Below are 22,008 nucleotides of genomic sequence, written 5' to 3' on the forward strand. Positions count from 1 at the left end.
CTAAATAAGTTGTCTTGCGGCGAAGATGTAACGGGGCTCAAGCCATGAGCCGAAGCCGAGGAGTGCGTATGCACTGGTAGCAGAGCGTAGTGTGACATAGTTCCACTCCTCTTCAGCACCTTTCGAGGTGCTTTGGAGGAACGGAGCTTTCGATGAAGCGGGCGCGTGAGCGATCCCGTGGAGAGATCACTAGTGAGAATGATGACATGAGTAGCGACAAAGAGTGTGAGAGACACTCTCGCCGAAAGTCCAAGGGTTCCTGCTTAAAGCTAATCTGAGCAGGGTAAGCCGACCCCTAAGGCGAGGCCGAAAGGCGTAGTCGATGGGAATCAGGTTAATATTCCTGAGCCAGATGGAAGTGACGGATTGCGAGGGTTGTTCATCCTTATCGGATTGGATGGGCAGCTTAGCAGTCCCTGGAAATAGCTCCATCATAAGATCGTACCCTAAACCAACACAGGTGGACTGGTAGAGAATACCAAGGCGCTTGAGAGAACGATGTTGAAGGAACTCGGCAAAATACCTCCGTAAGTTCGCGAGAAGGAGGCCCGGGTTTCAGGCAACTGAAGTCCGGGGGCACAAACCAGGGGGTGGCGACTGTTTACTAAAAACACAGGGCTCTGCGAAGTCGCAAGACGACGTATAGGGTCTGACGCCTGCCCGGTGCCTGAAGGTTAAAAGGAGATGTGAGAGCGTCGAATTGAAGCCCAGGTAAACGGCGGCCGTAACTATAACGGTCCTAAGGTAGCGAAATTCCTTGTCGGGTAAGTTCCGACCTGCACGAATGGCGTAACGACTTCCCCGCTGTCTCCAACATCGACTCAGCGAAATTGAATTGCCTGTCAAGATGCAGGCTTCCCGCGGTTAGACGGAAAGACCCCGTGCACCTTTACTACAGCTTCGCACTGGCATCAGGACTGCATTGTGCAGGATAGGTGGTAGGCTTTGAAACCATGACGCTAGTCGTGGTGGAGCCATCCTTGAGATACCACCCTATGCATTCTTGATGTCTAACCGCGGCCCGTTATCCGGGTCCGGGACCCTGCGTGGCGGGTAGTTTGACTGGGGCGGTCGCCTCCTAAAGCGTAACGGAGGCGCGCGAAGGTTGGCTCAGAGCGGTCGGAAATCGCTCGTTGAGTGCAATGGCATAAGCCAGCCTGACTGCGAGACTGACAAGTCGAGCAGAGTCGAAAGACGGCCATAGTGATCCGGTGGTCCCAAGTGGGAGGGCCATCGCTCAACGGATAAAAGGTACGCCGGGGATAACAGGCTGATACTGCCCAAGAGTCCATATCGACGGCAGTGTTTGGCACCTCGATGTCGGCTCATCTCATCCTGGGGCTGGAGCAGGTCCCAAGGGTACGGCTGTTCGCCGTTTAAAGAGGTACGTGAGCTGGGTTTAGAACGTCGTGAGACAGTTCGGTCCCTATCTGCCGTGGGTGTAGGATACTTGAGAGGAGTTGCCCCTAGTACGAGAGGACCGGGGTGAACGTTCCACTGGTGGACCAGTTGTCGTGCCAACGGCAGTGCTGGGTAGCTATGAACGGACAGGATAACCGCTGAAGGCATCTAAGCGGGAAGCCCCCCTCAAAACAAGGTATCCCTGAGGACCGTGGTAGACCACCACGTCGATAGGCCGGAGATGTAAGCGCAGCAATGCGTTCAGTTGACCGGTACTAATTGTCCGATAGGCTTGATTTGATCCAGTAGAAGCCAGATTGGCTTATGCGGATCCAGAAGCCGTACACTTGAACAAGTGTGCTGACTTGGAGTTCAAGGATCTTTCTCGGTTTGGTGGTCATAGCACGAGCAAAACACCCGGTCCCATCCCGAACCCGGCCGTTAAGTGCCGTAGCGCCAATGGTACTGCGTCTCAAGACGTGGGAGAGTAGGTCACCGCCAAACCTAGTAAGGTCCTTGAAATTGTATCTCTCTTTCGATCTTCCCCTACAAATTACCGACTGACCCGCACCCTGCGGCGGCTGTTCTGCGCATTGTCGGCGCGTCGCGGCCCTGCGGTGACGGACCACGGCCAGACCCCAATCGCGAACAATCGCGGCGGGGAACTTTCAATCCGGCCTTTTCGTTACCTGCCAGGACGAAAGGGACGCGATGGCCAAGGCGAAATCCGAAAAATCAGGCAAATCCAATAAGGTCGAGCCGCCCGACCCGCCTGAAAAGTCGATCGACGCGCGCTACGAGCGGCGATCCAAGGCGTTCGGGCGGCTGAGCGCCGCGATTGCCGAGGGCAAATACCTTGTTCCGCCGAAATTCCTGCAAGGCCAGGCGCGGCGGCTGCATGTGCGCACGACGATCCGTGAAGACCATGCCGCGCGCATCACCGAAAGCTCGAAGGGCGCGCGCGACAAGTTCGAGAAGCTGGCCGGCTGCCCGTACAAGTTCTTTCGCGGCACCGCACTGCTGTTCTACCGCGACATGGTGGGCGAGGACGGGCACATGCCCACGGTCATGGCGCTGGGAGATGTGCACCCGGCGAACTTCGGCGTCATGCCCGACAAGAACGGCGCGCCGATCTTCGGTGTGAACGACTTTGACGAGACCACCTATGCGCCCTTCAGCTGGGATATCAAGCGCGGCGCCGTGGGGTTCTGGATCGCGGCGCTGACCGAGGGCGAGCTGAAGCCGAAGCAGGCCCGCAAGATCATCCGCAAGTTCGTGCGCGGCTATGCGACGGCGATGCAGGACTACGCCAACAAATCGACCGAACGCAACGATGCCTACCGGACGGACAATTCCCCCAAGGTGATCCGCCGCCTGTTCGAGCAGGCGTGGGAAGAGCGCAGGGACTGGTTGTGGGACGATTACCTGACGCCCAATGGACGGGCGTTCAGGTCCAATGACGAGTTGCAGCCCCTGTCGACCGAGATCGACAAGTTTCAGAAAGCCATCAACGACCTGGCCAAGTCGAACGGCATCGACGCGCCCGACCGCGCCGGTGAGCTGAAGGTCAAGGATGTGTGCGTGCGCCACGGTCAGGGCACCGCCTCGCTCGGCCTGCCGCGCTATTACGTCCTGATCGAGGGACCGTCGCAGGATGCGACCGACGACCTGATCATCGAATTCAAGGCCGCCCGCCGCTCGGCCCTGGACGGCTTGGTGCCGCCCAATGCCTTCTATGCCGGCGAGCAGGCCGAGCGCATCAGGCACGGCCAGCGCGTGCAATTGGCGCATGGCGACATTTTCTATGGCGCGGTCGAGATCGACGGAAAGAGTTTCATGAGCCGCGAGCGGGCGCCGTTCCGGGATGACATCGACCTCGACGACCTGAGCTACAGGACGTGGAAGAAATACGCCAAGGTGTGCGGCGCTGCGCTGGCACAGGCCCATGCGCTGTCCGACGACCTGGGACGGATCGACTATGATGTCGAGCCGTCGATCATGGAAGCCATCGCGCCGCTGGACCTGTTCGTCGGGGATATCGTCCGGTTCACCGAGGAAGCCGTCGCCCGCCTGCAGCGCGATCACGCATTTTTCCGCGAGGATCACAAGCTGGGTGCCTTCGACAGCCTCGATGTCGTCTTCCGCTAGGCCCCTGCGAACTGTCTTGTAAAAAAAATGTAATAAATGCCGGCGCGGCCCCTTGCTAAGGTCCCGGTGCAGGAGTAGATAGCCCGCATTGGCGCGGGGTGGAGCAGCCCGGTAGCTCGTCAGGCTCATAACCTGAAGGTCGTAGGTTCAAATCCTACCCCCGCAACCAATGATACCCCCGATACCTTCGCAAGACCTACCGCAGTGGCCATCCGCCGGGTGCGTGGGCGACAGATTGCGCGTCTATCAAGCTTTCCAACAAAAGCCGACGGTCGTGTGTCGCCGCGTCAGAGCGTTGACCCGTGTAATGTCACCGAAGAGGGCGCCGGACCCGTTCAGAGCGGTACGCCCTGAGACATCGTCCGCGTCGCAGCCAGCAGCATGGGGGCAAACTGGCTGACCATCTGCTTGGCGTCATAGCGAAAGAGGGAGGCCCCGAGGCTGACGGCGGCAACCCCTTCGTTGCCGGGCAGGCGCAGCGCCACCGCGAGCGTGATGTCGCCGGTGTAGATCTGTTCCTCGACAAGGGCAAAGCCGCGGCTGCGGGTCCTGTTGATCGCCTCCCAGATGCCCTTGCGGTCGTACACGGTGTGACGGGTAAAGGCGCGCAGGTCGGACCGATCCAGCAGCGCGTCAATCTCTGCGTCCTCCATCGTGGACAGGATCGCCAGACCGCCTGCCGAACAATAGGCCGGCAGGCGCGACCCCACGATCACGTCCGTATCCAGGACGTTGGGAGACAGGTAGCGCGACAGGTAGATCACCTCGGTCCCGTCGAGCACGGTAAGCGACACGGCCTCCTCTGTCGCCTTGTTCAGGTGAGACAGATAGGGGTGCGACCGCAGGACGATCGGACTGGACCGGGTATACTGGTAGGCAAGGCTCAGGGTCTTCGGGGTCAGTTCGAACGACTTGGTGCGCTTGTCCTTGTGCAGGTACCCCAGCCGCCACAACGTATGGGAATAGCGTTGCGCGGCCGACCGATCGAGGCCGGAGTTTTCCGCAAGCTGGGTCAGCGTCTGCCGCGGTGTCGCCTCGTCAAACGCGGCCAGCACGCGAAAGGCTTTTTCCACGGCACTGACCATCAATGGGTCGTTCAGGTCATCAGACTCCGCCATTTCGGTTTTCCCGCCTCCGCACGCATTGACACCGCAGAAACGCGGCGCTTATATTGTAATGAAAGGTTATCGCATCGCGATATTATGGTCAACCAGTAACACGACCGATCAGGTTGGAAATCGAGCATGACGGACACAACACATACTTCATGGGCAGGATCGGGTTTTCTGCATCTGCTGGGGCAGAAGGCTTCGGAGAACCCGGAGCGGATCTACGCGTCGGAACTTGTCAACGGCGTGTGGCAGGATCACACGATCGGTTCGGTGCAGGCGCGCGCGCTGACCATTGCCGCGGGGCTTTCCGCCCGCGGCGTCGGGCGCGGCGACCGTGTTGGCCTGATGCTGGGGACGCATGTCGATACCAGCGCCGCGGCCTTTGCCCTGGGCCTGCTGGGGGCGGTCTGGGTGCCGGTCGGCCTGCGCCAGGTGGCCAGCGGCGTGACCTATACCGTGACCGAAGCCGACGTGACCCTGCTGATCGTGGAAGAAGAGGCCGAAGAGGTCGCCCGCACGGCGGGCTGCGACGTGCTGGTGCGCCCGCAGGACGCCGGATTGTGCGCCGCACTGGGAGAGGCCCCGGCGATCACGCCGGTCCTGCCCGAGGCGGAGGATCTGTGCATGATCCTGTTCACCTCCGGCACCACGGGGCGGCCCAAGGCGGTGCCCCTCACCCATGCGATGCTGCGGTATTCTGCTGAAAGTGCTGCGATTTCCTCGCAAGCCGAACCGGGTGCCATCTATTATACATGGGAACCCTTCCACCATATCGGGGGCGCGCAGGTCGTCGTTCTGCCGCTGATCCGGGATGTGCAGCTGGCGCTGACGGCGAAGTTCACAGCGTCCGGATTCTGGGATCAGGTGCGGGCCTGTGGCGCGACGCGGATCCACCATCTGGGCGGCGTTCTGCAGATGCTGCTGAAACAGCCCGCCCGCCCGGACGACAAGGAACACCAGGTCGCCATCGCCTGGGGCGGCGGCTGTGATACCGAGACGTGGAAAGCCTCCGAGGCGCGGTTCGGCCTGCGGATCACCGAAGGCTACGGCATGACCGAGGCCTCGAGCCTGTCGACGGTCAATGTCGAGGGGCTGCCCGGCTATGTCGGTCGCGCGCTGCCGTGGTTCGAGGTGTCGATCCGCGACCGGGACGGGCGGGTCCTTGCCACCGGAGAAAGGGGTGAGATCGTTGTAACGCCCCGCCCCGACTGCGAAACTGCGCTGTTCAAGGGCTATATGAATTCGGTCGAAGCCACCCGTGAGGCGCTGCGGGACGGTCGGCTGCACACCGGCGACATGGGGTCGCTGGATGCCGAGGGACGACTGAAGTTTCACGGCCGCATGAAGGACACCATCCGGGTTCGGGGCGAGAACGTCTCGGCCTGGGAGGTCGAACACGTGGTGGAACAGCACGATGCCGTGGCCGCCTGTGCCGCGATCCCGGTGGAGGCCGAGATCGGCGAGGCGGACATCAAGATCTACGTGCAATCGGCCCCCGGTCAGACCCTGACCGGCGCGGCGCTGTTCGACTGGCTGGCGGGCAAGCTCGCGCCGCATCAGCTTCCGCAATTCATCACCTTCGTGCAGGAGTTCGAACGAACCCCGAGCCAGAGGATCATGAAACACAAGCTGGACGCGACCCGCGCCGGTGACTGGACGAGACACTGAAGCAGAGAGAGAAACACCATGTCTGACGCTACCGATCCGATCCTTGTGACCCGCGAAGGGTCGATCCAGATCATCACCCTGAACAAACCCAAGCGGCTGAATGCCTGGGACACCCCCATGCGGAACGATCTGTGCAAGGCGATCATCGCCGCGGACACCGATCCCGAGGTCGAAGCCGTTATCCTGACCGGCGCGGGCGACCGGGCCTTCTGCGCCGGGCAGGACCTGAACGAGGGCAAGAGCTTTGACGCGGCGCGGGCCGAGCTGTGGATCGAGGAATGGCGCACCCTGTACAACCTGATCCGCCGGTTCGAAAAGCCCTTCATCGGCGCGCTGAACGGGATCGCGGCCGGGTCCGCGTTCCAGGTGGCGCTGTTGTGCGACATGCGCGTGGGGCACGCCAATTCGCCGATGGGTCAGCCGGAGATCAAACAGGGCATCGCCTCGGTCACCGGGTTCTGGATCATCCGGGAAATGCTGGGCCTTGCGCGCGCGATCGACCTTGTGCAGACCGGGCGCATCGTGTCGGCGGACGAATGCCATAGCCTGGGTCTGATCAACGAGATCGTCGAGCAGGACCAGGTCCTGCCGCGCGCCATCGCCCTGGCGCAGGAGCTGGCGGCGCTGCCGAAACAAGCCTATTCGCTCAACAAGCAGCGGATCGTGGCGGCCACCCAGCACAGCTTTGACGAAACCTTCGAGCTGGCGCGCACCTTGCACAAGAAGGCCTTTGCAGAAGGTCACACGCAGGCGGAAATGAGCAAGTTTCTGGATCGCAAGAAAGCCTCCTGAGGCGTTCAGCGGTGAAAAGACAAAAGGCCGGCGAACCGCCGGCCTTTTGCGTATCGGAAAGGGGCGTGCCCGGGCCACGAGGCCCGGACGACACCTCGGATCAGAACTGGATCCCTTCGGGGATCGCCGAGACATCCATGCCTGCCGCTTCGAACCCGTCGATGATCAGCGGCGCAACCGTGCCTTCCGCCCGGTTCTTGTCGGCCCAGGCCTGGACGAAATCGCTGAAGCGACCGTCGTCATCCATCCGGATTCCGGCGGAAGACGGGCTGCCGTTTTCCGGGGTGGGCACGGTGTAGCTGGCAAAGGCATCGGGGGCGGTGGCGAAGGTCTGCAGGCAGATCGGCAGCTCCTGCATCAGGTAATCCGCGCGACCGGCCTGGACGGCCATGATGGTTTCGCCCATTTCCTTCAGCGACATGATGTTCGCCTCGGGGACATCGCTTTGCAGAAAGGCGATCTGCGCGGTGCCGGTCACCATGGCAAAGGTGGTTTCACCGGAATTGTATTCTTCCCATGTCGGCATCGCTTCCTTGCCGGTGCCCGCGATCACGCAGTTTGTCATCTGATAGAGCGGGCCGGCCATATCCAGCGCCTTCTTGCGCTCCTCGGTGGCGGTCATGCCGGGGAACAGGTCGATGCGGCCGGCCTGAAGGTCCAGCACGACGCTCTGCCAGGTCGTTTCGCGCCAGACGACCTCCAGGTCCTGCCCCATCTCCTCGCTCAGATCGGCAACGATCTGGCGGCAGACATTGGGTCCGTAGCCGGCGTATTCCAGATCGCCCCCGACATGGAACGAGGTGGGCGGGTAGTTCTGGATGCCGCCGCAGACAACCTGCCCGGACGATTTGATGTTTTCCCAGATGGACTCTGCGGCGGCCGGAACGGCGGCGGTGCAGAAGGCAATGACGGCGGTCGTCATTTTAAGATGTGTCACGTTCGACTCCTTAGGTTGGTTGGCCGTTATGCGTCGGCCCGGAGTCAATTGACGCCCCGTTAGATGGCCCCCGCAACATAAACCAGAGGTTCCGCAGGGGCGGAAGGGCAGGAATATCGACTCTGGTGAAAAAAAGACACAATGTTATTGCGATGCGATTAGCATCTTGAAAATTAACTGCTATAAGAGTGCATCGAATGAGAGTCCCTTACCGAACGTCCGGCAGGGTCCGAGGGGGGCGAAGCCGTCCCGTGGGCCGTTTTCCGAAGGGTTCCGGGGGCCGGAGAAAAGGAGATCTGGATGTATAACTTCGATTGGTCTGTGGTCTGGGACCTGTCGCTCTGGATGAACGCTTTGGGCGTGACGCTGTCCTATGCCGTCGTCACCTCGGTCGCCGGATTGCTGATCGGGGTCATCTTCGGCCTCATCCTCGTGGCCCGGGTGCCTGTCCTCTGGTGGATCGGCTCGGGCTACGTGCTGTTGTTCCGGTCGACGCCGCTGCTGGTGCAGATCGTCTGGTTCTTCTACGCCCTGCCGATGGTCACGGGCTATGCGTTGCCGGACTGGTTCGCGGCGGGCCTCGGCCTGACGCTTTACATGGGGGCCTTTTCGGCCGAGATCTTTCGCGCCGGTGTGATTTCGATCGAAAAGGGGCAGTGGGAGGCATCGACCGTTCTCGGCTTCTCCTACTGGACCAAGATGCGGCACATCATCCTGCCCCAGGCGACCCGCCGCATGGTGCCGCCCATCGTCAGCCAGTCCATCCTGCAATTGAAGAACACCTCGTTGCTGTCGGTCGTGGCTGTGCCCGACCTGATGTACGCGGCGTCGACGTTGACCATGAGCACCTATCGACCGCTGGAGGTCTATACCTTCGCGGCGCTGATGTACCTTGCGGTGCTGACGCCGGTCACGCTGATTGCCAGCCGTTTCGAGATCAAACACTGAAAGGCCAAGCTGTCATGATTACTGTAAAAGGGCTTGAAAAGAAATTCGGGCAGCTCCGCGTTCTGAGGGGTGTGGATTTCCAGATCGACCGGGGCGAGGTGGCCGTGGTCATCGGGCCGTCGGGATGTGGCAAATCCACCTTCCTGCGGTGTCTGAACCTGCTGGAGGATCCGACCGCCGGCCAGATCGAGATTGGCGAGCGCCGGCTGGAATTCGGGTCCGGGACCAAGGTCAGCGATGCTCAGCGCGCGACCTTCCGCTCCAAGACCGGCATGGTGTTCCAGAACTTCAATCTGTTTCCCCATATGACCGTGCGGGAAAACGTCATGTCCGGCCCGTACCTGAACGGGCGGCTGAACCGCACCGATGCGGCGGCCAGGGCAGACCGGCTGCTTGCGCGTGTCGGCCTGTCGGAGCGGGCCGAGCAGATGCCCGGGCAGATCTCGGGCGGGCAGGCACAGCGGGTGGCCATCGCGCGGGCGCTGGCGCTGGAACCCGAAGTGATGCTGTTCGATGAACCGACCTCGGCGCTGGACCCGGAACTGGTGGGCGAGGTCCTGGATGTGATGAAGGTGCTGGCCGAAGAGGGGACGACGATGGTGGTCGTCACCCATGAAATGTCCTTTGCCAGGGATGTGGCGACGAAGGTCGTCTTCATGGATGAAGGCCGGGTCGGAGAGATGGGACCGCCGGATCAGGTGCTTGACGCACCGTCATCGCCGCGGCTTCAGACCTTCCTGTCCAAGGTGGTTCACTGACGGACCGCACCGGGTGGTCGGCCCCCCGCGGGCGATGATCCGCGCCTGCGGGGGGCGCAACCAGCCTCCCCGAAGGCGGACCGGCAGGTCACGCGCAATGCGCGACGATGCGCGTATGCTCTTTCAGGACCACTTGTGAGGTCGACGGCGCAGGCGTATATTTCACCTGGCGCCGGGGTCGTGGAACATCCCCCGGTGCCACTCATCGAAGTCATCGCCCTGACGCCTCCTGCCAGGCAACCTTGATCTTCCTGAGGATCGACCCGTCCGGCATGTCGCCGGGCGGTTACTCAAACCGTGAGGTCATGATGGGAAAAGGCAATAACAGGCGCGGCAACCGCGAAGTGAAGAAGCCGAAACAGGAAAAACCGAAAGTCCTGGCAACGGCGCATTCCGGCGCGCCGGGCCCGGTCACGCTTGGGGAAAAGAAGAAGAAATAGCGGCGCATCCCGCGCCACGCGCCCCGGGCCCGACCCGGGGCCTCCTGTGGCCGGGAGCTCCCGGATCGGGTCCGGGAGGGTGCTGCGCCAAGGTGAAAAGACCAAAGCCGCCCCTCGGGGCGGCTTTTGCATGTGGTGGTTTGCACGTTGAGGTCGGCTTTGCGGGACGAAGCGGACGTTATTTTCTGACGCTGAGGGGACGCGCATCGACGGGCCGTGGTGCGGCGAACCGACGATGGTGATGGGCAATTAATGCCTGCCAAGCACATCCGATCTGAGAGCGTGGCACTTCACCTGCCAAATCGCCGTGCCGGGGGACGGCCCGGCGATGCGCGGCGGTGCAGCAAGCTGCACCTGGATTCCGCGCGGAGCGTCCGCGTTGGACGTTCGGCTTTTCGGGACACGCAAGACGTCTGATCTACAGCCCCGGCGCGGAGCCGGGCCGCAGGCCCCGCGCCATCGACGGGCCGCCCCCACGACCCGGCGATTGGGTGACGCTTGGTACATCACTCGATCCTGTTTCGGATCTGGCTGGGATAAAGCGCTGCCGAACCACCGTCGGATCGCCGCGCCGCGGCCCGCCGATGGCGCTCGGAACTATGGACACGCTTGCCCGCAAGGCATTTGAGGCGGTCGTTACGCCTCGACCCCAGGAGACGCCCATCTGCGCCACTTCATGCAAAAGAGCCACCCCCGGGGTACGGTGCCTGCCTGCCCCCGGGGTGCGGACCCGTCTTACATCTCGCACTCGTCGACATAGACGTTGGAGTGATCCTCCAGCGCGGTGCCGATGATCTTGTTGGTGTAGACGTCGCCTTCCTTGATCACCTCGCGGACATAGATGTCCTGGATCGGGTGGTTGTTGGAGGCGAACTCGAAATCGCCCCTGGTGGACTCGAAATCGGCTTCCTTCAACGCGGCCCGGAAGGCGTCGGCATCCGCGACGTCGGCCTTGGCCATGGCGGACAGGAGCAGGTTCGCCGTGTCATAGCCCTGGGACGCGTAAAGCGAGGGCAGGCGGCCGTATTCCTCCTGGAAGGCGGCGACGAATTCCACATTCGCCTCGTTGTCCAGATCCTTGTTCCACTGGCTGGTGTTCTTGATGCCCATCGCGGCGTCGCCCACGGCCTGAAGGATGCCCTGGTCGAAACTGAAGGCGGGGCCGACGACCGGCAGGTCCACGCCGCTGTCGGCATATTGCTTGAGGAACGAGATACCCATCCCGCCCGGCAGGAAGAAGAACACGCTGTCGGCGCCCGAGGCGCGGATCTGGGCGATCTCGGCGGCATAGTCGGTCTGGCCCAGCTGGGTGAAGACCTCGCCCGCCAACTCGCCCTCGTAGATGCGCTTGTAGCCGGTCAGGGCGTCCTGCCCCGCGGGGTAGTTGGGCGCGAGGATGAAGGTGTTCTTGAACCCGGCCGAGTTGGCATAACCGCCCGCGGCCTCGTGCAGGTTGTCGTTCTGCCAGGCCACGTTGAAATAGTTGGGGTTGCAGCCCTTGCCGGCCAGCGCCGAGGGGCCGGCGTTGGGCGACAGGTAGAACTTGCCCTGCGCGGTGGCGGCGGGCACCACGGCCATGGCGAGATTCGACCAGATGATGCCGGTCAGCACGTCGACCTTTTCGGACTGGATCATCTTGTCGGCCAGTTGCACGGCGATGTCGGGCTTGCGCTGGTCATCCTCGACCACGACCTCGATGTCGGAATTGCCCGACATTTTGACCGCCAGCAGAAAGCCGTCGCGCACGTCGATGCCAAGGCCCGCGCCGCCGCCCGAAAGCGTGGTGATCATGCCGACCTTCACGCCTTCGGCATGGGCCATCGCGCCAAGCGCGCTCATGGCCGTGGCGGCCAGAATTGATTTCAGGTTCATTGTCATCCTCTCCCTGTGAATGTCAGAACGCCTTGAAAGTCAGCGTCGTTTCCGTGCGTTCGATGTTGTCAATCGTCGCCACGTTCTCGTTGATGAATTTGCCCACGTCTTCGCCTTCGGGAACATAGAGCTTGAGCAGCAGGTCGAACGGCCCGGAGGTGGAATAAAGCTCGGAATGGATTTCGCGCAGGGCGATCTCCTCGGCCACCTTGTAGGAGGTGCCGGGGCGGCAGCGGATATTCACGAAAAGTGGGCGCATGTGACAGGTCTCCCGATCGGCTGGGCCTTATTTAGAGCGGTTTTCGGCCTGAATGAAAATGGGGAATTTCGCCGGGGCTTCCCGATGTCACTCGTGCACGTGCCGCGCCCGCGCACCGCGTTCGATGGCTGCCGCGTGCAGCCGGTCGATGTTCAACTGGTAGCGGATCTCGCCCAGGAACCGCAGTTCGGTCTCGTCCAGCGCGCCGTCGGCGGCCGCCACGTCGCAGGCCAGCGCATAGGCGGTCTCGTACAAACGCTCGGGCAGGTTGTCGGTCACCAGGCCGAAAAGCGCGTCCAGCCCGTCCTCTTCGGCGAAAAGGTCGAACACCATCTGCGACACGGTCTTCATCCGGTCCACGTCATAGGTGGCAAAGATCGGCAGGTTGTCGATCGCGCTTTCGATCTTGACCAGTTCGGCGGTGCGGATGTTCTCGTCCGAGGCGGAAACGGCGATCATCACGGCCACGAGGCAATCCTGGGGGGTGAGCGGGTGGGAATCCTGGTCGGTCATGCGTTGTCCTTAAAGGGGCTTGTTGCGGCGCAGAATATTGACTGTCCGAGGGCGGAGCAATAGGAACCGAGGCGGCCCGCCATTTGCGCGGGCCTCAACCGTTGGAGACCGATCATGTCCGAACTGCGCGACGCCGCGATGAGTGCGAAAGCCTGGCCCTTTGAAGAAGCGCGCCGGCTGCTCAAACGCTATGAAAAGGCGCCGCCCGAGAAGGGATATGTCCTCTTCGAGACCGGCTATGGCCCCAGCGGCCTGCCGCATATCGGGACGTTCGGCGAGGTGTTGCGCACGACGATGATCCGCCACGCTTTTGAGCAGATCAGCGATATTCCGACGCGGCTGTTCTGCTTTTCCGACGATCTGGACGGGATGCGCAAGGTGCCGGGCAACGTGCCGAACCAGGAGATGCTGCAGGAGCATCTGCAAAAACCGCTGACCAGCGTGCCCGACCCCTTTGGCGAATACGAGAGCTTCGGGCATCACAACAACGCCATGCTGCGCCGGTTCCTCGATACGTTCGGGTTCGAATACGAGTTCTATTCGGCGACGGATTTCTACAAGTCCGGCCAGTTCGACGAGACGCTTCTGCGGGCTGCCGAGCGCTATGACGACATCATGAAGGTGATGCTGAAAAGCCTGCGCGAAGAGCGGCAGCAGACCTATTCGATTTTCCTGCCGCTGCATCCTGAAACGGGACGTGTCCTGTATGTGCCGATGAAGAACGTCGATGCACCCAAGGGCGAGATCACGTTCGACGACGAGGATGGTCGGGAATGGACCCTGCCGGTGACCGGCGGCAATGTGAAGCTGCAATGGAAGCCCGATTTCGGCGCGCGCTGGGCCGCGCTGGGCGTGGATTTCGAGATGTACGGCAAGGACCATTCCACCAACACGCCGATCTATGACAGGATCTGCGAGACCCTTGGCACGCCGGCGCCGGAACACTTCACCTATGAGCTGTTTCTTGACGACAAGGGGCAGAAGATTTCCAAGTCCTCGGGCAACGGGATCAGCATCGACGAGTGGCTGACCTATGCCAGCAGCGAAAGCCTGTCCTATTTCATGTACCAGAAGCCGAAGACGGCGAAGCGGCTGTTCTTCGACGTCATCCCGCGGGCGGTGGACGAGTATCACCAGCAATTGCGCGCCTATCCGGGCCAGGATGCGGCGGGCAAGCTGAACAACCCGGTGCATCACATCCATAACGGCGACGTGCCCGAAAGCCGCATGGTGGTGTCCTTTGCGATGCTGCTGAACCTCGCCTCGGTTGCCTCGGCCCATGACAAGGAAACGCTCTGGGGCTTCATCAACCGCTATGCGCCCCATGCCAGCCCCGAGACGCATCCCGATCTGGATGCCGCCGCCGGGTTCGCCGTGAAATACTACGAGGATTTCGTCGCGCCGACGAAGACCTATCGCGCCCCCACGGAGCTGGAACGCGAGGCGCTGACCGACCTGCGCGACCAGTTGGCCGCCTATGACGGCCCGGTCGAGGACGAGGCGCTGCAATCGGTGGTCTATGCCGTCGGGCGCGACCGGTTCGATCCGCTGCGCGACTGGTTCAAGGCGCTCTACGAGACGCTGCTTGGCGCCAGCCAGGGGCCGCGGTTCGGCGGGTTCATCGCGCTTTACGGTGTTGACGAAACCGTGGCGCTGATCGACCGTGCGCTGGCGGGCGAGCTGGCTTGATCCACGTCAAGGCTTGCCGTTCGCGGCAGGCTAGACTGGACAAAAGACAGGGAGCAGGACCATGATCAGACCTCTTACTCTTGCCGCGTGCCTTGTGGCAGGGGCGGCCAGCGCGCAGGACTCGATGCCCGAGCCCGAAGAGGGCCGCGAGATTTTCGAGAAGAACTGTGCCGTCTGCCACGGCCGGAACGGCATGGGCAACGGCACCTGGGCCGGATCGTACAATCCGCCCCCCGCCGACCTGACGGCGCTGAAGGAGGACGGCGTGTTCTCCCGCACGCGGGTCCTGTCGGTGATCGACGGCTATGACCGCACCGGCCTGCCGGGGCACGAGATGCCGGAATTCGGCCTGCTGTTGCAGGGTGACACGGTGCCCGTGGACGTGGGCGACGGGGTGATGACGCCGACGCCGCGCCCGCTGGCCGCGCTGCTTTTCTATATCGAAAGCATCCAGGACTAAACCCGGCAGATCCCGTTCAACTCGACCCCGTCCCAGGGCAGCACGACGGTGTCGGGGAGGGTCAGCTTGCCCAGCGGAAACGCGCCTTCGAGCAATGATTTCAATCGCTTGGTGCGTGGCGCCTTGGGGTCCAGCGTGGCGCAGCAGACATATTCCTCGACGATGGACGCCTGCTGTTCATAGCCGAAGTCGAGGAACCGCGTCTGCGTGTCGATGTCAAAGAGGTAGGGGTCGTCGCTGACCTGATGCTCGCGCACGGCCTTGAGCGGGGTATAGCCCGTCTGGCGGCGGTTCTGCCATTGCCATACATGGGTCATCTCGTGGGCAAAGAGCATCGCCTCGACCAGGTAGAACCGTTCGTCATAGTCGGGCAGGTAATCCTTCAGGTACCAGTCTTTGGAATAGAAGACCTTGCTGAACAGCACGAAGGCGGCGGGGCTGACGGTGACCTCCTTGGTCTCCTCGGCCTGGGGCGGGAAGATGCGCTCGCGGCAGGCAAGGCGGGGGCGTTTCTTGCGGGTATAGGTGGTCTTGCCGATCAGGGCGCCCTCGACCAGCCGGATGCGGCCCGTGTCGATGGAGGACCCGTGGATCTGGTGGGTGAAGGCTTTCTCGGTGTCCGTCAGGGGACGGCCACAGGAGATCAGGACGGCGAGAGAGAGCAGGAAAAGCCAGCGCATGTCCGGCAGGTTAACGGGGGATGAATGGACCGGATAGAGGGAATGTGAACCCCGGCCCGAATCGCGTCCGTTCGCCTTGGTTAACAAGGGGGATGGGGCAGATTTGGCACGTCGGTATCGCGTCGGTATCCGAGTGGTATCGCGACGGTGCGGTTTTCGGGATCTGCCGGGGTTAACGGGGCGTGCGGTGGTTTTGGTGGCGGGGAGGTCCCGGATCAAGTCCGGGACGGGCGGTTCGGGGTGGAGAGGCCGCGCGAGGGCCAGACCGCCAGTTGCTCCCCGAAGCCGTCATCCCCGACGTGATCGGGGATCTCTTGGATTGAGAGATCCTCGGGTCAGGCCCGAGGATGACATGGAGCAGGGGAAGCCGCGCGAGGGCCAGACCGCGGGGTGGCGATCCGAGGGGTGTTCAGGGCGCTTTATGGCTGCGGTGTCCGCATGACCTCTGATCGGAGTGCCTGCGTCAGCCAATCGCCAGCCCGGGGGGCGGTCTGGCGATCGCGCGGCGGCGCAGCGTGCTGCGCCTTGATTCCGCGCGGAATTGAGAATCTGGTATTGCTAAGCGATTGCGTTTCTATTGAAAAAGTTTCAGTAAATTGCTTAGCTGCTCCGGTAGAAAGAGCGAATAGAAAGCGACTAATATTGTGAATGCGTATCGCAGTATGAACTCAACAAGTCCGGAAGCTGCGGCGCTGAAATTGCTCAAAATTTCAAGCCTTTTTAGGCGTTTGATTTTCTCATAGTGAAAATTGACAATCCACGGATCGGCTTGATCCTCCCAACTGTAGTCCTCTGTTTCCGACCCGCTGACTTGATTTTCGATTTCCTCAATTTCAGATTTCGCAGCGCTTTCCCAAAATTCGTAGTTATCTTCGCTTCTTGACTGGAACCAGTTTGAAAGAGGAACGACCGAATGCATTGCAAATACAAAAAGCAAAACAGAGATAGTAAGCTTTCCAACCGCTATGAGTTCTGATTGGCAAACGAGTAACTTTAGGCCGAATAGGTCTATGCTATCGGTCTGGAAGACCGCGTTGGCAACAACAAGAGTAAAAATGCTTGCGACCCAAAGTGACTTGCGTGTTTTGTCCAAGTCTGAGTGTTCTACAATATTGCTTAGTGCCAATTGGCCACTCCGAAAAACTCAAACATCCAACTCCTCCACGAACCGCGCGTTCTCCTGGATATACTGGAACCGCAGTTCGGGCTTCTTGCCCATCAGGCGCTCCACCAGGTCGCCGGTCTCGCCGGGTTCGTCCTCGTCGATGGTCACGCGGATGAGCTTGCGGGTCGCGGGGTCCATCGTGGTTTCCTTGAGGTCCTTGGCGTCCATCTCGCCCAGGCCCTTGAAGCGGCTGACGTCGATCTTGCCCTTGCCGCCAAGGCCCTTTTCCAGCCACGCGTCGCGCTCGGCCTCGTCGATGCAGTAGACGCGCTTGGCGCCTTGCGTCAGGCGATAGAGCGGCGGGCAGGCGAGGTAGAGGTGGCCCGCGTCGATCATGGGCCGCATCTGGGTGAAGAAGAACGTCATCAGGAGCGAGGCGATATGGGCGCCGTCCACGTCCGCGTCTGTCATGATGATGATCTTGTCATAGCGCAGGTCGTCGATGTTGAACCGCGTGCCAAGGCCGACGCCAAGCGCTTGCGTGAGGTCGTTGATCTCGGCGTTCGAGCCCAGTTTCGAGCTGGCCGCGCCCAGCACGTTCAGGATCTTGCCGCGTAGGGGCAGCAGGGCTTGCGTCTTGCGGTCGCGGCCCATTTTCGCCGAGCCACCGGCGGAATCGCCCTCGACGATGAACAATTCGGTGCCGTCGCGGGTTGAAGACGAGCAATCCACCAACTTGCCGGGGAGGCGGAGTTTTTTTGTGGCGGATTTGCGTTGTGTTTCCTTCTCGGCCCTGCGGCGCAGGCGTTCCTCTGCTCGCAGCACCAGAAAATCCAGGATGGCCCCCGCCGATTTCGTATCCGCCGCCAGCCAGTTGTCGAAATGGTCGCGCACGGCGTTTTCAACCAGACGCTGCGCCTCGGTCGTGGCGAGGCGGTCCTTGGTCTGGCCGACGAATTCCGGCTCGCGGATAAAGCACGAGACCAGCGCGCAGCCGCCCGTCATCAGGTCGTCGCGGGTGATGTTGGCGGCTTTCTTGTTGTTGACCAGCTCGCCATAGGCCTTGATGCCCTTGACGATCGCGGCCCAGAAGCCGGCGACATGCGTGCCGCCCTCGGGCGTGGGGACGGTGTTACAGTAGCTTTGCAGAAAGCCGTCGCGGCTGGGCGTCCAGTTGATCGCCCATTCGACCTTGCCCGGCGTGCCGAAGCGTTCCTGGAAATCGACGGTGCCGGCAAAGGGGTTCTCGGCATAGGTCGAGGCGGTGCCCATCGTCTCGCGCAGGTAATCGGCAAGGCCCCCGGGAAAGTGGAACGTGGCCTCTTGCGGGGTGTCGCCGTCGGGGATGGCGGATTTCCAGCGGATCTCGACGCCCGAGAACAGATAGGCCTTGGAGCGGATCGAGCTGAAGAGCCGCGCGGGCTTGAACCGGTGATGGCCGAAGATCTGCTCGTCGGCATGAAAGGTCACGGTGGTGCCGCGGCGGTTGGGCGCGGCGCCGACCTCTTCCAGCTTGCCCTGCGGGATGCCGCGGGAAAAGCGCTGTTCGTAGAGTTTCTTGTCACGGGCCACCTGCACGATCAGGATGTCCGACAGCGCGTTCACCACCGACGCGCCGACGCCGTGCAGACCGCCCGAGGTCTGGTAGGCCTTGCCCGAGAACTTGCCGCCCGCGTGCAGGGTGCAGAGGATGACCTCGAGCGCGGATTTTCCGGGGAACTTGGGGTGTTCGTCCACCGGCATGCCGCGGCCGTTGTCGCGGATGGTGATGGAATGATCCTCGTGCAGCTCGACCTCGATCCGGTTGGCATGGCCGGCCACGGCCTCGTCCATCGAGTTGTCGAGGATCTCGGCCACCAGGTGATGCAGCGCCCGTTCGTCCGTGCCGCCGATATACATGCCGGGGCGCTTGCGGACGGGCTCCAGCCCCTCCAGCACCTCGATCGAGGAGGCGTCGTAAGTGCCGGAATCGGTGGGTGTCAGAAGGTCGTCGGCCATACGCGCTGCTCTTTGTTTTATGGGTTGTTGCGCAGTATGGCAGAGCGAAAGCGGTGGGGGAAGTGGTCAGGTGCGTTGAAAACGCACCCTACGTCGCCTTTGTGCGCAGCCAGTCGGCCAGGTCGTCCTCGGCCAGCTTGCCCTGCGCGAGGGCGATGATGATCTGGCCGATTTCTTCGGTGTCATGGGTGATCGACACGCCGTGCAGTGTCAGGCAAATCAGCATGGTGCGATAGGCCGTGCGCTTGTTGCCGTCGTTGAAGCAATGGCCCTGTGCGACCGCCGCGGCATAGGCGGCAGCGAGTTCGAATACATCCTCGATCATGCCGTAGACCAGCCGGTTGTCCACGCGCGCGAGCGCACCTTCCAGCGACTTATCCCGCGCGCGCCCCGGCAATTCGCCGGGGTTCAAAGCCATGTCGTGAAGCGCCTCCACCTGATCGGCGGAGAGAAGCAGAAAGCTCATTTGTCCTTGAGGTACTCAAGCACCGGCTGCGCCTGTTCGCGGGTGGCCTCTACGGCGGCCATGACCTCGTCCATCGTGGCATAGCGCGGCTCGCCTTGCAGCGACGCCTCCTCGGGGACGAGGTAGCCGACGCAGCGCGAATTCTTCATGATCGCCACCGGCTTGCCGCCCGCACGGTCGAGTACCTTTTGCGGTTCGCGCAGTTCGGTCATGGTGCAGATCTGGTTCGTGTGCAGGCGTTTCATGGTGTGACTCCGAAAATATGCTGAAGAATATACATTCTAGTATATATTATTTCAAGCATTGTGACAGGTATCGGGCGCAGCCCCGAAGCGCCGCGTTGTCGTCGGAGATCAGCGTCACCGGGATCGCTGCGAGGATGTCGGTGTAGGGTCCGCGCGGGTGGAACGTGTCGGCAAAGCCCAGCGGTTTGAGGTGCGGCGCGATGGCCCGGGCGGTGCCCCCGATCAGGAAAAGGCCGCCGGTCGCCATGTGCGAGAGACACAGGTTAGACGCGGAAAGGCCCAGTAGAGAGACGAAGGCCTGAAGGGTCTTGCGCGGCTCACGGGCGATGATCTCGGTCGGTGTGAGGGTCTCGCCCGTATAAAAGGCGTGCAGGCGGGTGAGGCCCGGGCCGGAGAGGGCAGCCTCGATGGGCAGATGCGCCGCGTCATCGCGCAACGCGTCGTAGAGCGCGCGAAAGCCCGGCGCGTCGGGCAGGGTGGTGTGGCCGGATTCGGAGGGCGGCACGAAAAGCCCGTCGTCCACCCGGTGCGCGACCGCGATGTTGCAGCCCGTACCCAGCCCCAGCACCAGACGCGGGCCTTTGGGGTCGGGCCCGCCGGGGATCAGAGGAGTCACACTGTCCGCGTCCAGATCGTCAAGCGCGTAGGCCTGCGCCTGAAGGTCGTTCATCAGTTGCACATGATCGGCGCCGGTGGCGCGGGCCAGCGCGTCGGCCTCGATGTGCCAGGCGTGGTTGGTCAGTTGCGCGGTGCCGTTCCGCACAGGACCCGCGACACCGGCGCAGAGGGCGGTGACGGGGCCGGGCCGTTGGGTGTCGAGATAGGTCGTCAGCAGGTCGGACAGGCTGGTGAAATCGGCATTGGCAAAGCTGCGCGCGGTTTCGGGCCGCAGGCCGCTGCCGTCCGACAGGCCGACGCGGCAGGACGTGCCGCCGAGATCGACCAGCAGACAGCTCATGGCTTCCACGAAGCGGCCAGCGTGCGGGCGGCATTGGCGAAAAGCAGAACGTCGATCCCCACGCCCAGCATCTGCGCGCCCCAGTCGCGGTAGGTTTGCGTGGTCTCGGGGTCCAGGCCGAGGATGCCGGGCGCCTTGCCCGCCGCCCGGATACGGGCCAGCGCGTCCTGCATGGCAGCGTGTATCTCGGGGTGGTTCGCATTGCCCCGATGGCCCATGTCATTCGCCAGGTCCGAAGGGCCGATGAAGGCGGCGTCGACACCGGGGACCGCGCAGATGGCCTCCAGGTTGTCGAGCGCGGCGCGGCTTTCGATCTGCACCACCAGGCACATCTGGTCATTCGCCGTGGCGATATAGTCGGGAACGGCGCCAAAGCCCGACGCCCTCCCCAGCGCGGCGCCGGACCCGCGCACGCCTTCGGGCGGATAGCGCATGGCGCGGACAACCCGCGCGGCCTGCTCTGCCGTGTCGATCATCGGGGCCAGCAGGGTCTGGGCTCCGGCGTCGAGCACCTGCTTGATGATCCAGTCCTCGGCGATGGGCACGCGGACGATGGGCGCGGTGGATGTGTTGTGCAGAATGCCGATCTGGGCCGACAGCGTGTGGATCGTGTTGGGGGCATGCTCGCCGTCGAGCACCAGCCAGTCGAAGCCGGCGGTGCCCAGGATCTCGGTCGCATAGGCATCGGCGAACCCGGCCCAGCAGCCGATCAGCGGCCGACCTTCGGCAAGGGCGGATTTGAAGCGGTTGAGAACTGCGGGCATGATGCGGCCTCCGGCAGGGGTGGCCCCCAGTTAAACGGCGCACCGGGGAAAGGTCCAGTGGCGGTGGCGCGTGGGGTTTCCCCCACCCTGCGCAAGGCGTGGGGGGCGCAGATGCCCGCCGACGGCTGGGCGCCCGGGGAACCGGGTCTGCTCGTCGAGCGTTGAAAACGTGACATCTTTTCCCCGTGGGAGGCCATGACATGGCATCATCGGACACTTTCGGAACGTCTCACCGCACCGCGGACCCGACGCCGGGCCGCACCGGCCTGACGGTCTTGGCCCTGCTGATGATCCTTGGCGGCATGTTGGCCTTCTTCAACCCGTTCGCCGCGTCGCTGACGGTGACGGCGGTGGCCGGCATCGCCTTCCTGCTGGTCGGACTGATGCAGCTGTGGCTGGCCTTCAGCGACAACACCGAAGCGCTGGGCGGTCGTTTCCTCGGCAGCCTGATCGGCGTGTCCTTCGTCCTGTTCGCGCTGGCCCTGTTGCTGAACCCCGTGGCCGGGCTGATCACGCTGACCCTGGCCGTGGCGGTTCTGTTCGCATTCCTGGGCGTGCTGCGCCTGATCTACGCGTTCCGGATGCGGCCGCGCAGCGGCTGGGGCTGGATCGCCGGCGCGGGCGTGATGTCGGTCGCCCTCGCCGCGTTGATCGTGCTGGGCCTGCCCGAGGCGGCCGCGGGAGTGCTGGGGCTGTTCCTGGCCGTGGACCTGACGGTATCGGGTATCGCGACACTGGCCCTGGCGTGGCACAAGCCCGACACCCACGAGCGACGCGACGGCGCATAGACCTGGA

At 62.7% G+C, this 22,008-nt stretch carries 21 protein-coding genes, 1 tRNA gene and 2 rRNA genes (1 of these 24 cut by a window edge); 12 read left to right on the top strand and 12 right to left on the bottom strand.

Annotation, left to right across the window (positions count from 1 at the left end; translation table 11 throughout):
- The 4 genes from FIU85_RS13000 to FIU85_RS13015 form a co-directional block, all read left to right on the top strand.
- Window positions 1-1,701 (top strand): 23S ribosomal RNA (locus FIU85_RS13000); it begins 1,745 nt to the left of the window's first position.
- 89 nt (window positions 1,702-1,790) lie between these two features.
- Window positions 1,791-1,905, top strand: a 5S ribosomal RNA gene (gene rrf / locus FIU85_RS13005).
- A gap of 207 nt (window positions 1,906-2,112) precedes the next feature.
- The gene (locus tag FIU85_RS13010) at window positions 2,113-3,549 is read left to right on the top strand and encodes a DUF2252 domain-containing protein (protein WP_152497185.1); all 1,437 of its coding nucleotides are present in this window, start codon (window positions 2,113-2,115) and stop codon (window positions 3,547-3,549) included.
- Between the two features lie 92 nt (window positions 3,550-3,641).
- A tRNA-Met gene (locus FIU85_RS13015) sits at window positions 3,642-3,718 on the top strand.
- Between the two features lie 166 nt (window positions 3,719-3,884).
- On the opposite strand, the gene FIU85_RS13020 is transcribed toward FIU85_RS13015, so the two are convergent.
- Window positions 3,885-4,667, bottom strand: coding sequence for an IclR family transcriptional regulator (locus FIU85_RS13020; RefSeq protein WP_152497186.1), 783 nt, complete (start codon window positions 4,665-4,667; stop codon window positions 3,885-3,887).
- Between the two features lie 126 nt (window positions 4,668-4,793).
- On the opposite strand from FIU85_RS13020, the gene FIU85_RS13025 reads away from it, so the two are divergent.
- Together FIU85_RS13025 and FIU85_RS13030 are read left to right on the top strand one after the other, a co-directional pair.
- Window positions 4,794-6,329, top strand: a complete 1,536-nt coding sequence (locus FIU85_RS13025) for an AMP-binding protein (protein ID WP_152497187.1) — start codon at window positions 4,794-4,796, stop codon at window positions 6,327-6,329.
- An 18-nt stretch (window positions 6,330-6,347) separates the two neighbouring features.
- Complete coding sequence (locus FIU85_RS13030; protein WP_152497188.1) at window positions 6,348-7,121, top strand: enoyl-CoA hydratase/isomerase family protein; 774 nt, start codon at window positions 6,348-6,350, stop codon at window positions 7,119-7,121.
- Window positions 7,122-7,221: 100 nt separating this feature from the next.
- Here the strand turns inward: FIU85_RS13030 and FIU85_RS13035 are convergent, their stop codons facing one another.
- The gene (locus FIU85_RS13035) at window positions 7,222-8,058 is read right to left on the bottom strand and encodes a transporter substrate-binding domain-containing protein (protein WP_152494005.1); all 837 of its coding nucleotides are present in this window, start codon (window positions 8,056-8,058) and stop codon (window positions 7,222-7,224) included.
- A gap of 300 nt (window positions 8,059-8,358) precedes the next feature.
- Between FIU85_RS13035 and FIU85_RS13040 the strand changes: the two genes are divergently transcribed.
- From FIU85_RS13040 to FIU85_RS13050, 3 genes are all read left to right on the top strand, one after another.
- Entirely contained in the window at window positions 8,359-9,006 is a 648-nt protein-coding gene (locus FIU85_RS13040; RefSeq protein WP_152494004.1) for an amino acid ABC transporter permease, read from the top strand.
- A gap of 14 nt (window positions 9,007-9,020) precedes the next feature.
- Entirely contained in the window at window positions 9,021-9,764 is a 744-nt protein-coding gene (locus FIU85_RS13045) for an amino acid ABC transporter ATP-binding protein (RefSeq protein ID WP_152497189.1), read from the top strand.
- Window positions 9,765-10,006: 242 nt separating this feature from the next.
- On the top strand, window positions 10,007-10,204 hold the full coding sequence (locus tag FIU85_RS13050) for a hypothetical protein (protein ID WP_152497190.1): 198 nt from the start codon (window positions 10,007-10,009) through the stop codon (window positions 10,202-10,204).
- A gap of 735 nt (window positions 10,205-10,939) precedes the next feature.
- Here FIU85_RS13050 and FIU85_RS13055 read toward each other — a convergent pair.
- The 3 genes from FIU85_RS13055 to FIU85_RS13065 form a co-directional block, all read right to left on the bottom strand.
- Window positions 10,940-12,076 (bottom strand): ABC transporter substrate-binding protein, encoded by a 1,137-nt coding sequence (locus FIU85_RS13055; protein ID WP_152497191.1) that lies wholly within the window; start codon window positions 12,074-12,076, stop codon window positions 10,940-10,942.
- Window positions 12,077-12,098: 22 nt separating this feature from the next.
- On the bottom strand, window positions 12,099-12,335 hold the full coding sequence (locus FIU85_RS13060; RefSeq protein WP_152494000.1) for an Lrp/AsnC ligand binding domain-containing protein: 237 nt from the start codon (window positions 12,333-12,335) through the stop codon (window positions 12,099-12,101).
- A gap of 87 nt (window positions 12,336-12,422) precedes the next feature.
- Complete coding sequence (locus tag FIU85_RS13065; protein WP_152497192.1) at window positions 12,423-12,848, bottom strand: tellurite resistance TerB family protein; 426 nt, start codon at window positions 12,846-12,848, stop codon at window positions 12,423-12,425.
- A gap of 114 nt (window positions 12,849-12,962) precedes the next feature.
- Between FIU85_RS13065 and FIU85_RS13070 the strand changes: the two genes are divergently transcribed.
- Both FIU85_RS13070 and FIU85_RS13075 read left to right on the top strand, forming a co-directional pair.
- On the top strand, window positions 12,963-14,537 hold the full coding sequence (locus tag FIU85_RS13070; protein WP_152497193.1) for a lysine--tRNA ligase: 1,575 nt from the start codon (window positions 12,963-12,965) through the stop codon (window positions 14,535-14,537).
- A 61-nt stretch (window positions 14,538-14,598) separates the two neighbouring features.
- On the top strand, window positions 14,599-14,997 hold the full coding sequence (locus FIU85_RS13075) for a cytochrome c (protein WP_152497194.1): 399 nt from the start codon (window positions 14,599-14,601) through the stop codon (window positions 14,995-14,997).
- Here FIU85_RS13075 and FIU85_RS13080 read toward each other — a convergent pair.
- The 7 genes from FIU85_RS13080 to FIU85_RS13110 form a co-directional block, all read right to left on the bottom strand.
- Window positions 14,994-15,677 (bottom strand): hypothetical protein, encoded by a 684-nt coding sequence (locus FIU85_RS13080; protein ID WP_152497195.1) that lies wholly within the window; start codon window positions 15,675-15,677, stop codon window positions 14,994-14,996. The two genes, FIU85_RS13075 and FIU85_RS13080, sit on opposite strands and share 4 nt — an antisense overlap.
- A 574-nt stretch (window positions 15,678-16,251) precedes the next feature.
- A complete protein-coding gene (locus FIU85_RS13085; protein ID WP_152497196.1) occupies window positions 16,252-16,770 on the bottom strand; it encodes a hypothetical protein in 519 nt (172 codons plus the stop codon).
- A 51-nt stretch (window positions 16,771-16,821) separates the two neighbouring features.
- Window positions 16,822-18,780, bottom strand: a complete 1,959-nt coding sequence (gene parE, locus FIU85_RS13090) for a DNA topoisomerase IV subunit B (protein WP_152497197.1) — start codon at window positions 18,778-18,780, stop codon at window positions 16,822-16,824.
- Between the two features lie 88 nt (window positions 18,781-18,868).
- Window positions 18,869-19,246: a type II toxin-antitoxin system death-on-curing family toxin gene (locus FIU85_RS13095; RefSeq protein ID WP_152497198.1), complete on the bottom strand. Its 378-nt coding sequence runs from the start codon at window positions 19,244-19,246 to the stop codon at window positions 18,869-18,871.
- Window positions 19,243-19,491: a hypothetical protein gene (locus FIU85_RS13100; protein WP_057793239.1), complete on the bottom strand. Its 249-nt coding sequence runs from the start codon at window positions 19,489-19,491 to the stop codon at window positions 19,243-19,245. The genes FIU85_RS13095 and FIU85_RS13100 overlap by 4 nt, the downstream gene beginning before the upstream one ends.
- 46 nt (window positions 19,492-19,537) lie before the next feature.
- Window positions 19,538-20,449: a glucokinase gene (locus FIU85_RS13105; protein ID WP_152497199.1), complete on the bottom strand. Its 912-nt coding sequence runs from the start codon at window positions 20,447-20,449 to the stop codon at window positions 19,538-19,540.
- The gene (locus tag FIU85_RS13110; RefSeq protein WP_152497200.1) at window positions 20,446-21,213 is read right to left on the bottom strand and encodes an HpcH/HpaI aldolase/citrate lyase family protein; all 768 of its coding nucleotides are present in this window, start codon (window positions 21,211-21,213) and stop codon (window positions 20,446-20,448) included. The genes FIU85_RS13105 and FIU85_RS13110 overlap by 4 nt, the downstream gene beginning before the upstream one ends.
- Before the next feature lie 200 nt (window positions 21,214-21,413).
- On the opposite strand from FIU85_RS13110, the gene FIU85_RS13115 reads away from it, so the two are divergent.
- On the top strand, window positions 21,414-22,001 hold the full coding sequence (locus FIU85_RS13115; RefSeq protein ID WP_152497201.1) for an HdeD family acid-resistance protein: 588 nt from the start codon (window positions 21,414-21,416) through the stop codon (window positions 21,999-22,001).
- Window positions 22,002-22,008 lie beyond the last annotated feature (7 nt).

This window comes from Roseovarius sp. THAF8 (genome assembly GCF_009363735.1).
In the GTDB taxonomy this organism is placed as follows: Bacteria; Pseudomonadota; Alphaproteobacteria; order Rhodobacterales; family Rhodobacteraceae; genus Roseovarius.